The sequence below is a fragment of the Streptomyces caelestis genome (assembly GCF_001279005.1).
Classification (GTDB): domain Bacteria; phylum Actinomycetota; class Actinomycetes; order Streptomycetales; family Streptomycetaceae; genus Streptomyces; species Streptomyces heliomycini.
In genome coordinates this window covers 34,130-51,729 of sequence record NZ_LGCN01000265.1, presented here as the reverse complement: position 1 = coordinate 51,729, position 17,600 = coordinate 34,130, and the positions used below count along the sequence as shown (strand labels likewise).

10 protein-coding genes are annotated in these 17,600 nt (G+C 72.6%); 2 read left to right on the top strand and 8 right to left on the bottom strand.

What is annotated here, in order from left to right; translation table 11 throughout:
• Positions 1–2: 2 nt before the first annotated feature.
• The 7 genes from ADK41_RS36070 to eccD all read right to left on the bottom strand — a co-directional run bounded on the left by ADK41_RS36070 (position 3) and on the right by eccD (position 8,382).
• On the bottom strand, positions 3–515 hold the full coding sequence (locus tag ADK41_RS36070) for a YbaB/EbfC family nucleoid-associated protein (protein WP_078662006.1): 513 nt from the start codon (positions 513–515) through the stop codon (positions 3–5).
• Positions 516–1,076: 561 nt separating this feature from the next.
• On the bottom strand, positions 1,077–3,905 hold the full coding sequence (locus ADK41_RS44440; protein WP_432422511.1) for an AAWKG family protein: 2,829 nt from the start codon (positions 3,903–3,905) through the stop codon (positions 1,077–1,079).
• A gap of 12 nt (positions 3,906–3,917) precedes the next feature.
• Positions 3,918–4,364, bottom strand: coding sequence for a type VII secretion system-associated protein (locus ADK41_RS36055; protein ID WP_051843224.1), 447 nt, complete (start codon positions 4,362–4,364; stop codon positions 3,918–3,920).
• Positions 4,365–4,392: 28 nt separating this feature from the next.
• A complete protein-coding gene (locus ADK41_RS36050) occupies positions 4,393–4,713 on the bottom strand; it encodes a WXG100 family type VII secretion target (RefSeq protein ID WP_030828671.1) in 321 nt (106 codons plus the stop codon).
• Between the two features lie 68 nt (positions 4,714–4,781).
• The gene (locus tag ADK41_RS36045) at positions 4,782–5,132 is read right to left on the bottom strand and encodes a hypothetical protein (protein ID WP_030828669.1); all 351 of its coding nucleotides are present in this window, start codon (positions 5,130–5,132) and stop codon (positions 4,782–4,784) included.
• 362 nt (positions 5,133–5,494) lie between these two features.
• A complete protein-coding gene (gene eccB, locus ADK41_RS36040; protein ID WP_030828666.1) occupies positions 5,495–6,967 on the bottom strand; it encodes a type VII secretion protein EccB in 1,473 nt (490 codons plus the stop codon).
• 17 nt (positions 6,968–6,984) lie between these two features.
• Positions 6,985–8,382: a type VII secretion integral membrane protein EccD gene (gene eccD / locus ADK41_RS36035; protein ID WP_030828663.1), complete on the bottom strand. Its 1,398-nt coding sequence runs from the start codon at positions 8,380–8,382 to the stop codon at positions 6,985–6,987.
• 301 nt (positions 8,383–8,683) lie between these two features.
• On the opposite strand from eccD, the gene ADK41_RS36030 reads away from it, so the two are divergent.
• Positions 8,684–12,664 (top strand): type VII secretion protein EccC, encoded by a 3,981-nt coding sequence (locus ADK41_RS36030; RefSeq protein WP_037804490.1) that lies wholly within the window; start codon positions 8,684–8,686, stop codon positions 12,662–12,664.
• Positions 12,665–12,932: 268 nt separating this feature from the next.
• Here ADK41_RS36030 and ADK41_RS36025 read toward each other — a convergent pair whose 3' ends face one another.
• Entirely contained in the window at positions 12,933–14,162 is a 1,230-nt protein-coding gene (locus ADK41_RS36025) for a S8 family serine peptidase (RefSeq protein WP_234318857.1), read from the bottom strand.
• Positions 14,163–14,236: 74 nt separating this feature from the next.
• On the opposite strand from ADK41_RS36025, the gene ADK41_RS36020 reads away from it, so the two are divergent.
• Positions 14,237–17,569 (top strand): right-handed parallel beta-helix repeat-containing protein, encoded by a 3,333-nt coding sequence (locus tag ADK41_RS36020; RefSeq protein WP_051843223.1) that lies wholly within the window; start codon positions 14,237–14,239, stop codon positions 17,567–17,569.
• Positions 17,570–17,600: the final 31 nt, after the last annotated feature.

Genomic DNA, 17,600 nt, shown 5'->3' with positions numbered 1-17,600 from the left:
GCTTACGCGCCCCCCTGCCGTTCCCGTCGTCCGTCGCCCCGGCCGTGGGCCGCCCCGGGCGGGGCCGCGGGTTCCTCGTCGTCCTCGACGATCTCGTCGCGGAGCCTGCTCATCGCCGTGGGCCCCTTCGCCACGGCGGTCTCGCTGAGCAGCGACCCGAAGACGGACTCCCAGTCGACGCCCATCCGTTCCGGGGCGGCGCCGCGCGCGGTCATCCTGGTGAGCGGGTCGAGCGTGGCGACGACCCGGCGGGCCATCTCGGCCCGCGCCGTGTTCGCGGCCTCCAGCACCGCCGCGGAGAGCTGGGCGGCGGCCATGGTCCGGTACTTGCCGTCGAGGAACTCCAGACTGGTCAGCTCCCCCTTCGCGCCGACGGAGACCCGGACCGACCGGTCCGCCGAACGCGCGGTGACCGACGCCGCGTCCAGTTCGGCGCGTGCCGAGGCCGCGGCCTGCTCCGCCGCCTTGAGGTGGGCCATCGCCTGGGCCACCCGGTCCTCCATCGGCTGACTCATCCCGCTCCCCTTTCCCTCAGCGTCCCAGCGCCTGCGGCGCGCCGCCCTCGTCGGTGCCCCAGACGTCCTCGTCCTCGGCCAGCCATGTGGTCCGTTCCCGGTCCCCGCTCTCCGTCTGCGGCCTGTCCCCCGCACCGCCCATGCCTCCCATGGGCGGCATGAAGGGCGTGCTGCTGCTGGTCTGCGTGGTCCTGGGGACGACGCGGTGCTCCTCGTCGTCGACGGTCCTCGTGGCGGCCGTCCGGCCGGAGCGGCCGACCGTGGGCTCGATGACGGTCCGGGTGCGCTCGCCGGAGTTGCCGCCGGCCTCGCCGCCCATGCCGCGCGTCATCGGCGGGTACATCCCCGGCGACCCCGATCCGGTGCCGGTGCCGCCGGCGGAGGCGCCCGCCAGGGCGTCGCCGCCCTGCGGACGCCCGAGCGCCGAGGCGAGGTCGTCCTGGTTGTAGAGGTTGTCGTCGAACACGGAGGAGTACGCGGAGCCCGACGGGCCCGCGGAGCCGCCCCCGTTGTAGGCGGAGAGGTCGGGGGGCTCGGGGAGGTCGGCGATGCGCTGCCGGATCAGCTCGTCGATGTCCTTCTGGTCGGCGTTGATCCGGTCGTACTCGGCCTGGACCTCGCGCATGCGCCGGTCGTACTCGGACTTGGCGTCCTTGCGCGCCTGCTCGGCCTCGGTGCGCGCCTCCTCGCGTTCCTCCTGGGCGTCGGCCTTCGCCCGGTCGTACTCGCTCCTGGCCTCGGTCTCGGCGGCGTCCGCCCGTTCGAGGGCCTCCCGTTCGGCGGCGTCGATCTCGGCGATCCGCCGGTCGTACTCCTCGCGGGCCTCTTTCTCGTCGGTGCCGCCGGCGATCTCGCGCTCGTACTCCCGGCGCGCCTCGGCCCGTTCCTGCTCGGCGTCCTGCCGCGCCTGGTCCCGCTGTTCCTGGGCCTCGGCCTTCTCCCGCTCGTACTCCTGTCGCGCCGCCGCCTCCTGGCGGTCGGCCTCCTGGAGGGCGGCGTCGCGCTCGGCGCGGGCCTCGGCCTTCTGCTGCTCGTAGTCGGCCTGGGCGTCGGCCTTGGCGTTCTCGGCGTCCAGCCGGGCCTGCTGCTTCTCCTGCAGGACCTCGCGGCGGGCCTCCTCCTGCTGGGCCTCCGCCCTGGACTGCGCGTCGGTCTGTTCCCGCTTGGCGGCTTCCCGCTCGGCGTCGGCCTCCGCCCTGGCCGCTTCCTGCTCGCGCTCCGCCTCGGCCCTGGCGGCCGCCTGCTCGGCCTTGGCGGCTGCCTGCTCCTGCTTCGCTTCGGCCTGGGCGGCCTCCTGCTCGGCCTTGGCCTCCGCCTTCTCCTTCGCCGCCTCTTCCTTGGCCGCCTCCTGCTCGCGCTTGGCCTCTTCCTTCGCGGCCTCCTGCTCCGCCTTGGCAGCGGCCTTCTCCTGCTCGGCCTCCGCCTTGGCGGCCTCCTGCTCGCGCTTGGCCTCGGCCTTCTCGCGCTCCTGCTCCGCCTTGGCCTCGGCCTTCTCCTTCGCCGCCTCTTCCTTGGCCGCCTCCTGCTCGGCCTTGGCCTCGGCGCGGTCGGCTTCGGCCTGGGCCGCGGCCCGTTCCCGTTCCTTCTTCGCCTCGTCCTGCGCCTTCTGGTTCTGCGCGAGGACGAACGCCTGCTGTTCGGAGGCCGCCTGCTTGGCCTCGGCCTTCTCCTTCGCCGCCTCTTCCTTGGCCGCCTCCTGCTCGCGCTTGGCCTCTTCCTTCGCGGCCTCCTGCTCGGCCTTGGCGGCTGCCTTCTCCTGCTCGGCCTCCGCCTTGGCGGCGGCCTGCTCGGCCTTGGCCTCGGCCTTCTCGCGCTCCTGCTCCGCCTTGGCCTCGGCCTTCTCCTTCTCGGCCTCTTCCTTGGCGGCGGCCTGCTCGGCCTTGGCTTCCGCCTTCTCCTTCTCGGCCTCCGCCTTCTCCTTGTCCCGCTCCGCCTTGGCCTCGGCCCCTTCTCGGCCTCCGCCTTCTCCTTGTCCCGCTCCGCCTTGGCCTCGGCCTTCTCCTTCTCGGCTTCCGCCTTGGCTTCGGCCTTCTCCTTCTCGGCCTGGGCCTTGGCCGCCGCCGCTTCGGCCTCCGCCTTCTTCTTCTCCGCGGCGGCCTCTTCCTTGGCGGAGATCTCGGAGAGGGGGCGGTCGTCCTTGTCGGTGATGCTGGTGTCGAACGCCTTCTCGGCTTCCTTGAACGCCTTGTTGATGGCCACGATGGCCTCGGCGCCCTTCGTGCTGAGCCAGTCCTGCACGGACTGCTCCCACCGGCGCACCGCCTCGTCGGCGATCGCCTTCCACGTGGTCATGTCGCTCGGCTTGCCGTACGACTTCTCCCCGATGACGATCTCGTTCCGGAAGCCGGCGGTCGCCACCACGTGGTTGTGCCAGGTGGTGTACGGCCCGGAGCCACTGGACACCGTGTCGATGTCCGTCTTGTCGAACTGGGTGTCGAAGAGCTTCAGCCGGGCGTCCTGCAGCATGTCGTAGAGCCAGCGCTGCGGATTGCTCTCGGCCCTCCACGCCACCCAGGCGTCGCTCAGGTTCTGCGCCTGTTCGAGGACGACGCCCTGGGCCGCGGCCAGCGCCCGGGCCGGCTCGGACCTCACCGTCACCGTGTCGATGGTGACCGCGGAGCCCTCGGTGCCCTTGCCGTCGAGCTGGTCGGCGTACCCCTCGTAGTTCCGGGCCAGCTTGTGGATGAGCTCCTTGAAGATGGCGGCCGACGTACCGTCCCAGGAGTCGCTGCCCTCTCCGATGTTCTCGGTGTCCCACGTGCCGATGGTGACCGCGCTGTCCTCGAAGAACTTGACCACCCGGTCGAACGCCTGGGCCGTCTTCGTGAAGGTGAGCAGGTCGACATAGGTACCGTCGCCCACCTTGATGCCGCGGTTCTCGAATCCGTGGGTGGAGTAGGGCCACATCGTCAACTGGTCGAGGGCAGCCTTGGAACCGTAGATGTACTGGACCAGGGCGCTGGTGTCCCAGTCGAGCTTCTCGCCCTCGCTGTTCGAGCCGCCCTTGTCCATCAGGACCTTGCTCGTCTTCTCGAACTTCGCGATCACGTCCTCCCCGCTCGGCGGCGCGGCCGCGGGCGTGGCGAGGAAGGTGATGTACACGCGGTACCGGTAGAGGTTGCTGCCTTCGGAGACGTCCGTGCCGTTTCCGGCCGGCTGGTAGTACGGAATGGTGTAGTTGGTGTTGTGCGTGCCCCAACCACCCGAGGACAGGAAACCCGACGAATAGCCCGGACCGCCCTCGTCCTCCACCCGGACGTGGATCATCGGGATGTCGTCGTTGCCCTTGAGAGTGTCGAACAACGTCTTCCGCTCCGGCAGAACATAGCCGGTGAGCAGGTCGACTGCTTTCTTCCAGTAGTCGTCGTTGTTGTCCTCGGGGTTGGCCATCGCCGAACTCCGCTACTCTTCCTCTTCGGTGCCACCCGGATTGTCGAGATCACTGTCGACATCCTCGAAGATGTCCATGAACTCGTCCGCGGTGATGTTCTCGAGATTCTTTCCCTGGGCCTTGGCCAGTTCGTCGATCGTGTCCCACAAGGCCTGTTCGAGGTCCTCGAAGAGAACCGTCTGGTCCTCCAGGATGCGCTCGACCTCGCCCGCGCCCTGCCGGATGACCTTGTTCAGGGACCCCCCGCCGACCAAGCTGTTCTCGTCGCCCATGGGGCCGAGGACGAGCGGCTTCGAGGACAGGATCGTCGTGGTCGAGATGCTGTCCGCGATGAACGAGATCGCCGGTCCGGCGGTCGGGCTGTCCTTGAGGATGTTCTCCAGGGAGGTCCGGAAGCCGTCGATCTGGTTGTTGATGAAATTCTTCAGGAACGTGCTGTCGAGGACCGTGACGGCCACGTGATCACCCTTCCGTCACCGGCCGGCGTCAGCGGCTGCCGATCCTGATGTCGCCCCACCGCTGCGACAGGTTCTGCTCCGTGTACCGGTAGTTGTTGGAGATCTCGGTGAGCAGACCGGAGTGGTTGGCGAGCAGGTTCTTGATGTTCTCGACGGCGTTGTCCCATTTCGCCTGGACCTCGCTGTAGACGTCCCGGTCGTCACCGATCCAGCTGTTGCGGAGCTCGGCCAGCTCCATCTCCAGGTTGGCCAGAATGCTCATGATCGCCTTGGACTGGCTGACCATGTCGTCCGCCGCGCCTTCGGCATGGTTGTAGTCGACGTAGATGTAGCCGTCGGAGAAGTCCATCGGATTCCTCGATTCACCGGGAGAATGACGAGTGGGGAAGGATCAGTGCCTGGCGGGTGCGCCGAGGGTCAGTTCGACGCCGTGTTGGTGCCGTTGAGCTCGTCGAAGACCTGCGTGGAACGCGAGTACTCCGCGTCGATCGCGTCGTTGCTGGATCCCTGCACCAGCCCGTGCTCCCGGAGGGTGCCGTTGAGTTCGTCGACCATCCGGTCCAGGTTGATCAGAATGGTGTCGACGTGCTCGTCCCACTGCTCCAGCAGTTTCTTGTACTTTCCGCCGTCCGCGCCGCCGTAATTCGAGGCGAGCGTGTGCGACGTGTTCTGCACGTCCTGCTGGCAGAGCTGAACACCGGAGAAGGCCTGCTCCAGCGCCAGGATCCCGTTGCGGGTCGCGCGTTCTTCGGACTGCTGCATGGCCATGAGAGAACTCCCTTTTCGGCACAACTCACCGGGCTGCGGCCCCCACTTCACCCTGCGGGCAGACAGGGCTCCCCGCGATCGCGGACGACGCGCCGGAGTCATGGGGTGGCCAGATGCTATGCAGGCTGCAACTTGTTTGGCAATTACCGACCGAAGCGGGAAGTCCCCCATGAGAAAGCTCAGTTGAGCGACGAAACAGAATTCACGCCGCTCATGTGAGCGGTGCGGTGGGTCCGGCCGGACAGATCGGGCATCGGCGCCGTCCGCCGGGTGCCCGGCTTAACGCGGAGTGACCGGGCGGACGCCAAGAATTTCCCTTCCGGACGATCACCGGCGGGGGCCCGGCCACCCCCTCCCGTCCGCTACCGCCCGGGGCACCGCAGCGTCACCCGGGCCTCGCCCTCGGCCGCCGCCTCGGGAGTCAGATCCGGGCCGCTGGGCAGCATGGCCAGCATCGGGGACGGCATCGTCCGCGCCTCGACGCCCTCGTAGCCCAGCGCCGTCACCGCCTCCTGGGACAACAGCCGGTACTTCACGCCCTCGTCCGTCACCAGGTACGTGGTGTCGCCCAGCGCGCTGCCGCTCGCGCTCGACGCCCTGACCAGCGCGCCCTTTCCGGCCCGCACGGCGATGGAGTCGACCTTCAGGCAGCCCGGTTCGACCTCGGGCGCCGGCGCCTGCACGGGCTCGGGCAGGGCGCTCCCGGGCAGCACCGAAGCGCCCACCCGCACGCCGGAGTCCGCGGAGTCGACCTCGGCGCAGGCCACCGAGCCGGTGGCGACGGTGACCGCCTTCGGCGGCGTCGCGGGCAGCCTCGCCGACTCCGCGCTCCGCGCGTCGGGTGCGAGGTGCCCGGCCAGAGTGTCCGCGCCGAGCGTCGCCACGGTCGCGGCGCCCCCGCCGTACGCCTTCTCCCGCGTGCGCGGGTCGCCCAGCAGGAGGGTGGCGCCGGTGTCGGTGAGGGGGACCAGGCCCTCGCGCGTGAGCAGGTGGTGGCGGGCGGCGGAGCCGGGCACGTCGACCTTGAAGAGCTGCCCGATCCTGGTGCTCCGCCCGGCCAGCTCGGGGCCCTTCCCGCCCCGGCCCGGTACGTCGGCGGGGGCCAGGTCGGGGCCCAGCGGGAAGGCGTCGAGGAACGCCGCGGAGACGGGACGCGGGGCGACGTCGCCGTACCCGAGGGCCTCGGCCGCCTTCGCCCGCTCGTCCAGCCGCAGCCGGCTGCCCCGCCACAGCAGGTACGTGGCGTCGTCCGGGCCGGTGACCAGCATGCCCTCGTCCTCGCCCAGTCGCCTGCCGCCGGGCACGTCCTGCGGGGCGTCGGCGCCGAGGGCGAGCGTCGTGGTCGCCGTGACGACGCCCGTCGTCCGCGGCAGGACGTCCGAACACACCAGCCAGGGGCCTCGGTCCAGGTCGCCCGTGCCCGGCAGCGCCTCGGGCCCGTCGGGGATGCCGACGGGCGTTCCGTGCGGGGTGCCGGCCAGCGAGGACGTGCCCACCGTCGTGACGCCGACGTCGCCGCCGGTGACCAGCCGGGCCGACGCGTAGTTGCGCACCGGGCGCAGCCGCCCGTCCAGGTACAGGTAGCGTGCGCCGGTCTGCTTGTCGACGACCAGGTTCTCCCCCGAGCGCCACGAGTCGTTGCCGCCGGGCTTGATGAGTCCGAAGACGAAGGCGCCGGCGCACACCAGCACGGCGATGATCACGCCGATCGCGGCGCCGCGGTTGGTCCGGCCCAGCGGGCTCTCCGGGGCGTCGGGCTCCGAGCGCAGCATGGCCGATGCCAGCCGGCCCATGATGAAGAGGTGCGCCTGTACTTGGTCGCGCTTGCTGTGCATGTCGCCGTTCTCCCGGGTCAGCCGTTGATGCCGCGGAGCCGGCCGTAGACGCCCATCGACCAGAGCGTCAGCGGCAGGATGCTGAGGGCGGCGAGCGAGTGCAGCAGCTCGGCCGCGCGCCCCCAGTACGGGACGAGCCGCCGTCCGGGCACGGTCCACGAGGCGATGGTGAGCGCGGCGGCCAGCCCCATCAGGCCGGCCGTCAGGGTCAGCCGGTCCGCCGGGGCGAGGGAGCGCGCGGAGACGAACAGCAGCAGGGCCGTGCCCCAGGCCCCGGCGGCGGTCAGCGCGAGGCGCTGCCAGACGTTGCCCAGCCCCCGGCTGTGCAGCAGCAGCAGGAGGGAGAGGGCCACGACGGTGAGGATCTCGGCGAGCCCCGGCGCGGCCATGAGCGCCACCAGGCAGGGCAGGCAGACCAGGCCGATGGCGCCGTAGAGGGCGGTCATCCAGCCGTCCGCCAGCGCGGAGCGCGCGTCGACGTCCGAGGAGGAGTACGGGTCGATGCCCTGCTGCAGCTGCTGGACGTTGGTCGGCAGGGGCGGCATCCGCATGCCGGCCAGCCGGAACGACAGGGACGGGACGAACCCGCCGAAGAGCACCACCACGACGGCCACCACGGCGGCCGCCTGCTGCGGCGCCAGGTCCAGGGTGATCAGGGTGGCGCCGAGCGCGCCCGCCGCCGCGACGCAGGCCGCGCCGATGAACAGCGCCGGGTACACCCCGACCGCCGCCAGGGCGAGCACCGCGCCCGCGCCGCCGGCCGCGGACGCCGCCAGCAGTCGGGCGCCCAGGACGGCCTCGCCGTCGGCGCCGCCCAGGTCGCCGCCGGGCAGCAGCCAGCCCGCCAGGGCGAAGTAGGGAGCCGCCATGAGGCCGAGCACCGAGCCGGCTCCGGCGTCCCCGACGGCGCGGGAGGCGGAGCCCGCCCCGGCGATCAGCAGCAGCCCGGCGGCCGAGGCGGCGACGGCCCGCATCCAGCCCGCCGTGCCCGGCAGGGCCAGCAGCACGATGCCCAGCGCGAGGGTGGCCGCGGCCAGTCCGCGCAGCAGCCGCCGGCCGGCCTGCGGGCTCCAGCCGTGCGGCCTGCGGCCCATGCCGTCGGCGATGCCGTCGACCAGGTCGTCGATGTGCACCTCGGGCAGCGCCTCGGTGCGCGGCCGCAGATAAAGCTCCTCTCCGTCCCGCAGACCGAGGGAGTCCAAGGTACTCTCGGGGTCGAGCGGTGGACCGCCGAGGCGTTGGAGTACCCAACCTCCGTGCTCCAGGCCGGACTCCTCCAGGTCGTCCCCTCCGTAGCCGATCACTGTGGGCAGCAGATCGGCGACGGGGACGTCGGAGGGCACGGCCAGGTCGACGGTTCTGGCCGGAGCACGTACGGTGACGCGGCACAGGCTCGCCGTCTGAATCTCAGTCATGGGTTCGGGGTTCACACTTTCTGGCGGACCACGCGATACGCGGTGGCTGGAAGGTGGCAGCGGCACACCGGCCGGTCGCCGAACGCGACGGAGAAGTCGGACGGGGCATGCGCCGACGAGTTTGACCGTACGCCGGGCTTTTCGCAACATCACTCCGGGAGTTCGGCGTCACGGCACCTCCCGGCCATTTTCCCGAAGCCGTCGCTCGGGACTCTGGTCTCTTTACGGAAAAACCCGCGACGTTCCCGCGAGGTTTCCCCGGAATTCCTTCCGAAATCGTTGAGGAGGACGTTCGTTGAGCGTGATCCTGTTCCGCCGCCCGGCCCGCCGCAAAGGGCCGGAAATGCCGTCGGGGGAACTGAGTCTCCAGGAGCCGCCCACGCTCCCGGAAGTCGTGCCGGACAGTTCCGCGGTGTGGACGTATCTGCCGATGGCGCTGATGTCGGTCTCCATGATGCTGATGTTCATGCGGCCGGGGATGAGCCAGGGCGGTGGCGGGTTCATCTACATCGCGCTCGGTGTGATGGTGATCGCGTCGGCGGGCATGATGCTCGGTCAGGTCATGCGCCGCAACGGCGAACGCAAGCAACGGATGAAGGGCGAGCGCCGCGACTACCTGCGGTACCTGCGGCAGACCCGGCGCATGGTGCGGGCGTCCATCGTCGAGCAGCAGCGCGCCCTCGCCTGGCGCCATCCGGACCCCGACGCGCTGTCGTCGCTGGTGCGCAGCACCCGGCTGTGGGAACGGCGGTCGTCGGACGAGGACTTCGCCGAGGTGCGGATGGGCGTGGGCGACCAGCGGCTGGCGATGAAGCTGACGCCGCTGTCGACCAAGCCCGTCGAGGACCTGGAGCCGCTGTCGGCGCACGCGCTGCGCAGCTTCACCCGGGCCTACTCCACCGTCCGGGACCAGCCCATCGCGATCTATCTGCGGGCCTGGTCGAAGGTGCTGTTCCGCGGGGACGAGGAGCAAATACGCGCCCAGGCCCGGGCCCTGCTCGCGCAGTTGGCGGTGTTCCACTCCCCCGACGACCTGTGGATCGCGCTGTGCGTCTCGGACGAGCGGCGCGCGGAGTGGGAGTGGGCGAAGTGGCTGCCGCACAGCCTGCACCGGCACGAGGAGGACGGCGCCGGACCGGCCCGCCTGATCGCCTCGGCCTTCACCGAGCTGGAGAACCTGCTCGGCGCCGAGTTCCTGGAGCGGCCGGGCGCCGACCCCGACGCGGTCCCGGGGCGCGAGGAGCCGTACACGGTCGTCGTGATCGACGGCTGCACGGTGCCGGCCGGGCACCGCTTCGACGGCCACGGGTTCCGCAACGCGGTGGTGCTCGACCTCACCGGGGCGCTCGCGTGGAAGCCCGGCCGGACCACGCTGCGCCTGGAGGTGGACGAGGGCGGTGTCGCGCTGGTGCGCACCGACCGCGACCGCAAGGAGCAGTCGACGGTGCTCGGCCGGCCCGACCGGCTGGGCACGGTGGGCGCGCTCGCGCTCGCCCGGCTGCTGGCGCCGTACCGGATGAGCGTGGGCGGCGACGACTCCAAGCCGCTCGCCGACGACGTCGAACTGACCTCGCTGCTGAACATCCCCGATCTGCACCGGCACGACCCGGCCACGCTGTGGGAGAAGGCGACCGGCAGCGCCCGGCTGCGGGTGCCGATCGCGGTGAGCGGTGAGGGCCGGCCGGTGGAGCTGGACATCAAGGAGTCCGCGCAGGGCGGCACGGGACCGCACGGCATGCTGATCGGCGCGACCGGCTCCGGCAAGAGCGAGCTGCTGCGCACGCTGGTGCTGGGGCTGGCGCTGACCAACTCCTCCGAGACGCTGAACTTCGTCCTCGTCGACTTCAAGGGCGGCGCGACCTTCCTCGGCCTCGACGAGCTGCCGCACACCTCGGCGGTCATCACCAACCTCGCGGACGAGGTGGCGCTGGTCGCGCGGATGCAGGACGCCCTGCACGGGGAGCTGATCCGGCGGCAGGAGCTGCTGCGCGCCGCCGGGAACTACACCTCCGCGCTGGAGTACGAGAAGGCGCGGCAGTCCGGGACGCCGCTGCAGCCGCTGCCCAGCCTGTTCGTGGTGGTCGACGAGTTCAGCGAACTGCTGGCCTCGCACCGCGACTTCATGGAGCTGTTCGTGATGATCGGCCGGCTCGGGCGCAGTCTCGGGGTCCATCTGCTGCTCGCCTCGCAGCGGCTGGACGAGGGCCGCATGCACCAGCTGGAGAGCCATCTGTCGTACCGGATCGGTCTGCGGACGTTCTCCGCGATGGAGAGCCGGGGCGTGCTGGGCGTGCCGGACGCCTACGAGCTGCCCGCGCAGCCGGGCGCCGGTTTCCTCAAGAGCGGCGTCGACGCGCTGACCCGGTTCCGGGCCGCGTACGTCTCGGGGCCGTACCGGCGGCGCCGGGCCGTCGTGCAGGCGCAGGTGGCGCGTCAGGTGGTGCCGTGGACGGCGGAGTGGGTGGTGCCGCGCGCGCCCGCGGACCCGGACCCGGCGGGCGAGCCCGACGCGCCGGAGCCGGAGGGCGAGGGGGACGGCGGCGGGGAGACGCTGCTGTCGGTGGCGCTCGACCGGCTGCGCGGGGCGGGGCCGCCCGCGCACCAGGTGTGGCTGCCGCCGCTGGGCCGGCCGGCCACCCTGGACCAGATCCTGCCGCCGCTGGCGCCCGATCCGCGCTACGGCCTGACCACGGCCGACTGGCCGCTGCGGGGGCGGCTCACCGTGCCGGTGGGCGTCGTGGACCGGCCCTTCGACCAGCTGCGCGACCTGCTGACCGTGGACCTGTCGGCGGCCGGCGGCCACGTGGCCATCGCCGGGGGCCCGCAGAGCGGCAAGAGCACGCTGCTGCGGACCCTCATCACCGCGCTGGCGCTCACCCACACCCCGCGCGAGGTCCAGTTCTACTGCCTGGACTTCGGCGGCGGCACGCTGGCCTCGCTGGACGGGCTGCCCCATATGAGCGGGGTCGCGGCGCGGGTGGACACCGAGCGGGTGGGCCGTACGATCGCGGAGGTCACCACGCTGCTCGCCCGGCGGGAGCGGTTCTTCCTGGAGCACGGCATCGACTCCATGGCGACGTACCGCAAGCGGCGCGCGGCGGGCGAGTTCCCCGACGAGCCGCACGGGGACGTCTTCCTGGCCATCGACGGCTGGGCCACCGTGCGCCAGGACTTCGACCGGCACATCGCCACGTTCAACGCGCTGGCCGCCCGCGGGCTCAACTACGGCGTCCACCTGATCGTCACCACCGCCCGCTGGGTGGAGCTGTCGTCCTCGGTGCGCGACCAGACCGGGACCCGGCTGGAGCTGCGGATGGGTGATCCGATGGACTCCCAGATCGACTCCCGGAAGGCGGCGACGATCCCGCGCAGCGCGGGGCGGGGGCTGACCCCGGACAAGCTGCACTACCTGGCGGCGCTGCCGCGCGTCGACGGGGTCGAGGACGCCGACGACCTCGCGGACGGGGTCGCGGGGCTGGTCGCCGCGATCGCCGAGAACTGGACGGGGCCGACCGCGCCCCGGGTGCGGATGCTGCCGGCGAAGCTGCCGGTCGAGGAGCTGCCGGAGGCGGAGGGCGAGAACGGCCTGCGGATCGCGATCGGCCTGGACGAGAACGAACTGGCCCCGGTGTGGCACGACTTCGCCGAGAACCCGCACCTGATCGTGGTGGGCGACACGGAGAGCGGCAAGACGAACCTGCTGAAGCTGGTCGCGCGCGGCATCACCGAGCGGTACACGCCGGCCGAGGCGCGGATCATGACGGTGGACTACCGGCGGGAGCTGGTGGAGAGCGTTCCCGAGGCGTACCGGCTGGGGCACGCCGTGTCCCTGGACATGCTGCGGGACCTGGTGGACGGGGCGGCGCGGGCGGTCAAGCAGCGGGTTCCGGGGGAGGACATCGCTCCGTCGCGGATGCGGTTGTGCGACTGGTGGCAGGGGCCGCGGCTGTTCATCCTGGTCGACGACTACGACATGGTGGGCGGCGGGCCGATGACGCAGCCGTTCGCCCCGCTCCTCGACCATCTGGCGCTGGGGCACGAGGTGGGGTTGCACCTGGTGGTGGCGCGGTCGTCGGCGGGGGCCGGGCGTGGGCTCAACGAGGCGTTGCTGCGGAGGCTGCAGGAGGTCAACACGCCCGGGCTGCTGATGTCGTGTCCGCCGAGCGAGGGGTACCTCTTCGGGAGCGTGAAGGGGCGGGAGCTGATTCCGGGGCGGGCGGTCCGGATCGCCCGGCGCAAGACCTTGCAGGTGCAGACGGGGCTCGTGGAGGACGCGTCCTGATGGGCCCGTGTCGGACGGCCGTCGGCGGATGCCGCACAGCCCGGTGCTCGCGGGGTGCGCCGCGTCGGGGTGGGCCGGGGGTGGGTTGCGCGGCCCGGTGCTCGCGGGGGACCTCCCCCACGCTCGGCTCCTCCCCCACGCTCGGCCTCGCTCGAGCGGGGGGACCGCCATGAGCGGGGGGACCCCCAGCGCCCTGGGAGGCGCCCCCGGGCCCTCAAGGCGCCGGGGGAGGCACGGCTGCCCGCGGACAGCGGCGGTGACGGCCCTCTCAGGAGGCGTTCGGGGGGCGCCAGTTGCGGGTGCGGCCCCGGGGGATCACCGCGGCGAGGGCCGCGAGCAGGAGCACCGTGGTCAGGCCCACGGCCGCGATCGTCAGGGAGCGGGTGCGGGGAGCGGGGTCGGCGGGAGGCGGCATCCGTGCGGGGACGGCGGCCTGCGCCGAGGGCTTCACGCGGTCCTGGACCAGCGACAGGGCCGCGTACGGGTCCAGGCGGGGCGTGTCCGAGGGGTAGGCGGTGTCGAGGAGGCGGCGGGCGGCCTCGGCCGCCGTGAGGTCGGGGTGGTAGGCGCGGACGAGTGCGGCGGTGCCCGCGACGCCCGCCGCGGCCAGCGAGGCGCCGGAGCCGATGTAGTGGCCGGCGCCCCCGGGGCCGACGCTGACCATCTCGTCGCCGGGCGCGGACAGGTCGGGCTCGTGGGCGGGCGGCGCGTTCCTCTGCCGTACGCCGCCGGGGCCGAAGTCCACGACGGCGAGCGCGCCGGGCGCCGCGGCCGGCCAGTACGGGCCCTCGGGCATCTCGCCGTCGGGCCCCTGCTCCTCACGGGGCACGGCGTCCGGGGCGGCGGGCGCGACGACCAGCGCGTCGCGCCCGGTGGCGTACGCGACGGCCGCGGTGAGTTCGGCCTTGCCGGTGCGCAGGACCTGGCCGACGTAGATGACCTGCGCGCCGCGGTCCGCCGCCGTCCGGATGCCGGCGGCCACGCGTTCCACGGAGGGCACTCCGCGGTCGTCGGTGCCCGGCAGGGCGAGGATCTCCGCCTGCGGGGCGACCCCGGTGATGCCGCTGCCCTTCACCGGTGCGGCGGCGATCAGGCCGGCGGCGAACGTGCCGTGGCCCACGCAGTCGTCGGCCGCCGCGTCGACGGCCTCCACCCTGCCGGACAGGCTGGGGACGCCGGTGGAGACACCGGTGTCGACCACCGCGACGGTCACACCGCCGCCGCGCGAGATCCGCTGGGCCCGGGACAGCCCGAGCGCCGTCTGCGACCACGCCGCTCCGGTGGCCGTCCGCCCCGAGGCCCCGGTGCACGGGTTGCCCTCACCGAGCCGGACGGGCAGCGGGGGCAGCAGCGTGGCCCCCGGATCGCCGGCGCCGGGCCTCCCCGACGGCGCGGCCGGGGCGGCGGGGAGGGCGAAGGCCGGCCCGCCGGCGGCCGGCAGGACCACGGCGATCGCCAGCACGCAACCCGCACCCCGGCTTTTCATGACATTCCGCATGAGCCGCATGATAGGCACACAAGATGTACGGCACACAACGCCAACTACCGCAGCAGCACAAGGAGGTTCGAGGCGTGGCACGGCAAATACTCACGGTCGGCCCGGAACGGTCGGACGGATTCCGGACGATCGGTGAGGCACTGGCCCAGGCCCGTACCGGGGCGGTGATCCGGGTCCGTCCCGGCCGCTACGCCGAGAACCTCGTCATCCGGCACCGGGTGACGATCGTCGGCGAGGGCGAGCCGGGCACCGTCGAGCTCTGCCCGCGGGACGGCACCGCCGTCACCCTCATGGCCGACGCCGTGATGCTCAGCGCCCTCACCCTCCGGGGCCGCGACAAGGAGGCCGCGGTCGTGGACGTGCCGGCCGGCCAGGCCGCCCTCGACGGGTGCACCGTGACCGGCGCCGGGTGGACGGCGCTGCTGGTCCGCGGCAAGGGTTCGCTGGCCGCCCGCGGCTGCCGGATCGGCAACCCCGGCGGCGCCGGGCTCGTCGACTCCTCGGAGTCCGAGAGCGTCGTCGAGGACTGCGTGTTCGAGAACTTCGGCACCTCCGCGGTGGTCATCGGCGAGACCGCCGGACCCCTGGTCCGCGACTGCCGCATCCGCGGCGCGCGGGCCAACGGCGTCCTGGCGAGCGGCGAGGCGCGGGGCACCGTGGAGGGCTGCGACATCTCCGGCACCGACAAGCCGGCCATCGCCCTGGAGGGCCACAGCTCGACCCGGGTGCTGCGGTGCGTCGTGCACCACACCTCGGTGGGGCTGCTGGTGACCAGCATGTCCCGCCCGGAGATCGAGGAGACCTCCTTCGAGTCCATCGCGCAGAGCGGCATCGTCATCTCCGGCGGGGCCGACCCGGTGCTGCGCGGGTGCGTCACCCGGCGCACGAAGACCAGCGGGCTGCTCGTCCTGGACCGCTCGCGCGGGACCCTGGAGGGCTGCTCGTTCCACGGCTCCACCGAGGGCGCCGTGCGGGTCGTCGAGGGCAGCGCCCCGCTGCTGCGGGACACAGTGGTGAGCGACTGCGCCGACACCGCCGGGGCGGTGCAGCTCTGGGACGACTCCACGGCCGAGTTCGAACGCCTGGAGGTCCTGGACGCGGCGGGGGTCGGCGTCTCCGTGCGCTCCGCCGCCAACCCCCTCCTGCGTCACGCCCGGGTCACCGGCGCGGGCGGCCACGGCGTCGAGTTCACCGACGACGGCCGCGGCCGGCTCGAGCACTGCGCGATCGAGTCCGCCGGCGGCTGCGCGCTGCACATCGACGACGACTCCGACCCCGAGATCAGCGACACCGTGCTGAGCTCCGCCGCCCGCTCGGGCCTGCTCGTCGGCGAACGCGGCCGGGGCACCCTGCGGGACTGCGAGATCGGCGACAGCGCCGACGCCGGGGTCGGGGTGCGGGACGGCGCCGAGATCACCCTGGAGCGGGTCCGGGTGCACGGTTCGAGGGCCCACGGCGTCCAGGTGTCGCGCGGCGGCCGGGCCGTCCTCGACGCCTGTGAGATCACCGGGAGCACGGGCGACGGCGTACGGGTCGACAGCGCCGAACCGGTCGACGTCACCCGGTGCGTCGTGCGCGACAACCGGGGCGCGGGACTGCGCCAGAGCCTCGCGAGCGAACGGCTCACGGTCGAGCTGCTGACCAGCGCGGACAACGGCCTGCCGGACAGCTGGGGCGAGTCCGCCGGGACGGCCGGCGAGGACGGCGCCCCGGGCGGGCCCGGCAAGGAGCGGGAGCCCGAGGGCCCGCTGGCCGAACTGGAGGCGCTCACCGGCCTGGAGAACGTGAAGCACCAGGTGCGTACGCTGGTCAACCTGAACCAGCTCGCGGAGCGCCGGCGCCGGCTCGGCATGCCGGTCCCGTCCATGAGCCGGCACCTGATCTTCGCGGGGCCGCCCGGCACCGGCAAGACCACCGTCGCCCGTCTCTACGGCAGCATCCTCGCGGACCTGGGCGTGCTCAGGAGCGGACACCTGGTCGAGGTCGCCCGCGCCGATCTCGTCGCGCAGGTCATCGGCGGTACGGCCATCAAGACCACCGAGGCGTTCAACAGCGCGCTGGGCGGGGTGCTGTTCATCGACGAGGCCTACACCCTCACCGTCGAGGGGACGTCCAACGACTTCGGCCGCGAGGCCGTCGACACCCTGCTGAAGCTGATGGAGGACCACCGCGAGGACGTGGTCGTGGTGGCGGCCGGCTACTCCGAGCAGATGGAGTCGTTCCTCACCGCCAACCCGGGCCTCGCCTCCCGGTTCACCCGCACCATCGAGTTCGGCAACTACGCGGTGGAGGAACTGGTGACGATCACCGAGAGCCTCTGCCACCGGCACCAGTTCGAGCTCGGGCCGCTGACCCGGGAGGCCCTCGCCGTACGCTTCGAGCAGATGACGCGCGACGCGACCTTCGGCAACGGCCGTGCGGCCCGCGGCGTGTTCGAGGACATGGTGGACCGGCAGGCGTTCCGGCTCGCCGCCATGACCGACCCGGCGGAGAGCGACCTGACGCTGCTGCTGCCGCAGGACGTCGGCGACGCGGAGGCGGCGGCCGTCGGCGGCGGCACGGCGCAGGACGCCGAGGACGCGTCCGACCCGATGGCCGAACTCACCGCCATGGTGGGGCTCGCCGCCGTGAAGCGGGAGGTCGCCGACCTGGTCAGTCTGCTGACCAACGCCCGGCAGCGGATCGCCGCGGGGCTGCCCGCCCCCCGGATCAGCAACCACCTCGTCTTCAGCGGACCGCCCGGCACCGGCAAGACCACCGTCGCCCGGCTGTACGCCAGGCTCCTGCACTCGCTGGGGGTGCTCCCCCGCGACTCCCTGGTGGAGGTGGCGCGGGCGGACCTGGTGGGCCAGTACGTCGGCCACACCGCCCAGCGCACCAAGGACGTCTTCACCAGCGCGCTCGGTGGGGTGCTGTTCATCGACGAGGCCTACACCCTGACCCCCGAGGGGTCGTCCAACGACTTCGGCCGGGAGGCCGTCGACACCCTGCTGAAGCTGATGGAGGACCACCGCGACGAGATCGTGGTCGTCGTCGCCGGCTACACCGAGGAGATGCAGCGCTTCCTCGACTCCAACCCCGGTCTGACGTCCCGGTTCTCCAAGTTCGTGACGTTCGAGGACTACAGCACGGACGAACTGGTCACCATCGTGTCCCGGCACGCCGCCGCCTCCGGGTACGAGTGCGCCGACGCCACCGTCGAGGCGCTGCGCGCCCATGTGGACGCCATCCCGCGCGACCGGTCCTTCGGCAACGCGCGGCTCGCCCGGCAGCTGCTGGAGACGATGATGACGAGCCAGGCCCGCCGGCTGGGCGGGCTGGCCTCGCCCAGCCTCGCCGACCTCACGACCCTGCTGCCGGAGGATCTGCCCGTCCGGCGGGGCCTGGGTCAGCAGTCCTCCCGGTGAGGACGGACGCCCGCCGGCCGGTGCCGGCGGG

Coding starts and splice junctions, on each gene's coding strand:
- ADK41_RS44440 (WP_432422511.1), bottom strand. CDS start 3,905: ATGGCCAACCCCGAGGACAACAACGACGACTACTGGAAGAAAGCAGTC.
- ADK41_RS36025 (WP_234318857.1), bottom strand. CDS start 14,162: ATGCGGAATGTCATGAAAAGCCGGGGTGCGGGTTGCGTGCTGGCGATC.
- ADK41_RS36070 (WP_078662006.1), bottom strand. CDS start 515: ATGAGTCAGCCGATGGAGGACCGGGTGGCCCAGGCGATGGCCCACCTC.
- ADK41_RS36045 (WP_030828669.1), bottom strand. CDS start 5,132: ATGGCCATGCAGCAGTCCGAAGAACGCGCGACCCGCAACGGGATCCTG.
- eccB (WP_030828666.1), bottom strand. CDS start 6,967: ATGCACAGCAAGCGCGACCAAGTACAGGCGCACCTCTTCATCATGGGC.
- ADK41_RS36050 (WP_030828671.1), bottom strand. CDS start 4,713: ATGGACTTCTCCGACGGCTACATCTACGTCGACTACAACCATGCCGAA.
- eccD (WP_030828663.1), bottom strand. CDS start 8,382: ATGACTGAGATTCAGACGGCGAGCCTGTGCCGCGTCACCGTACGTGCT.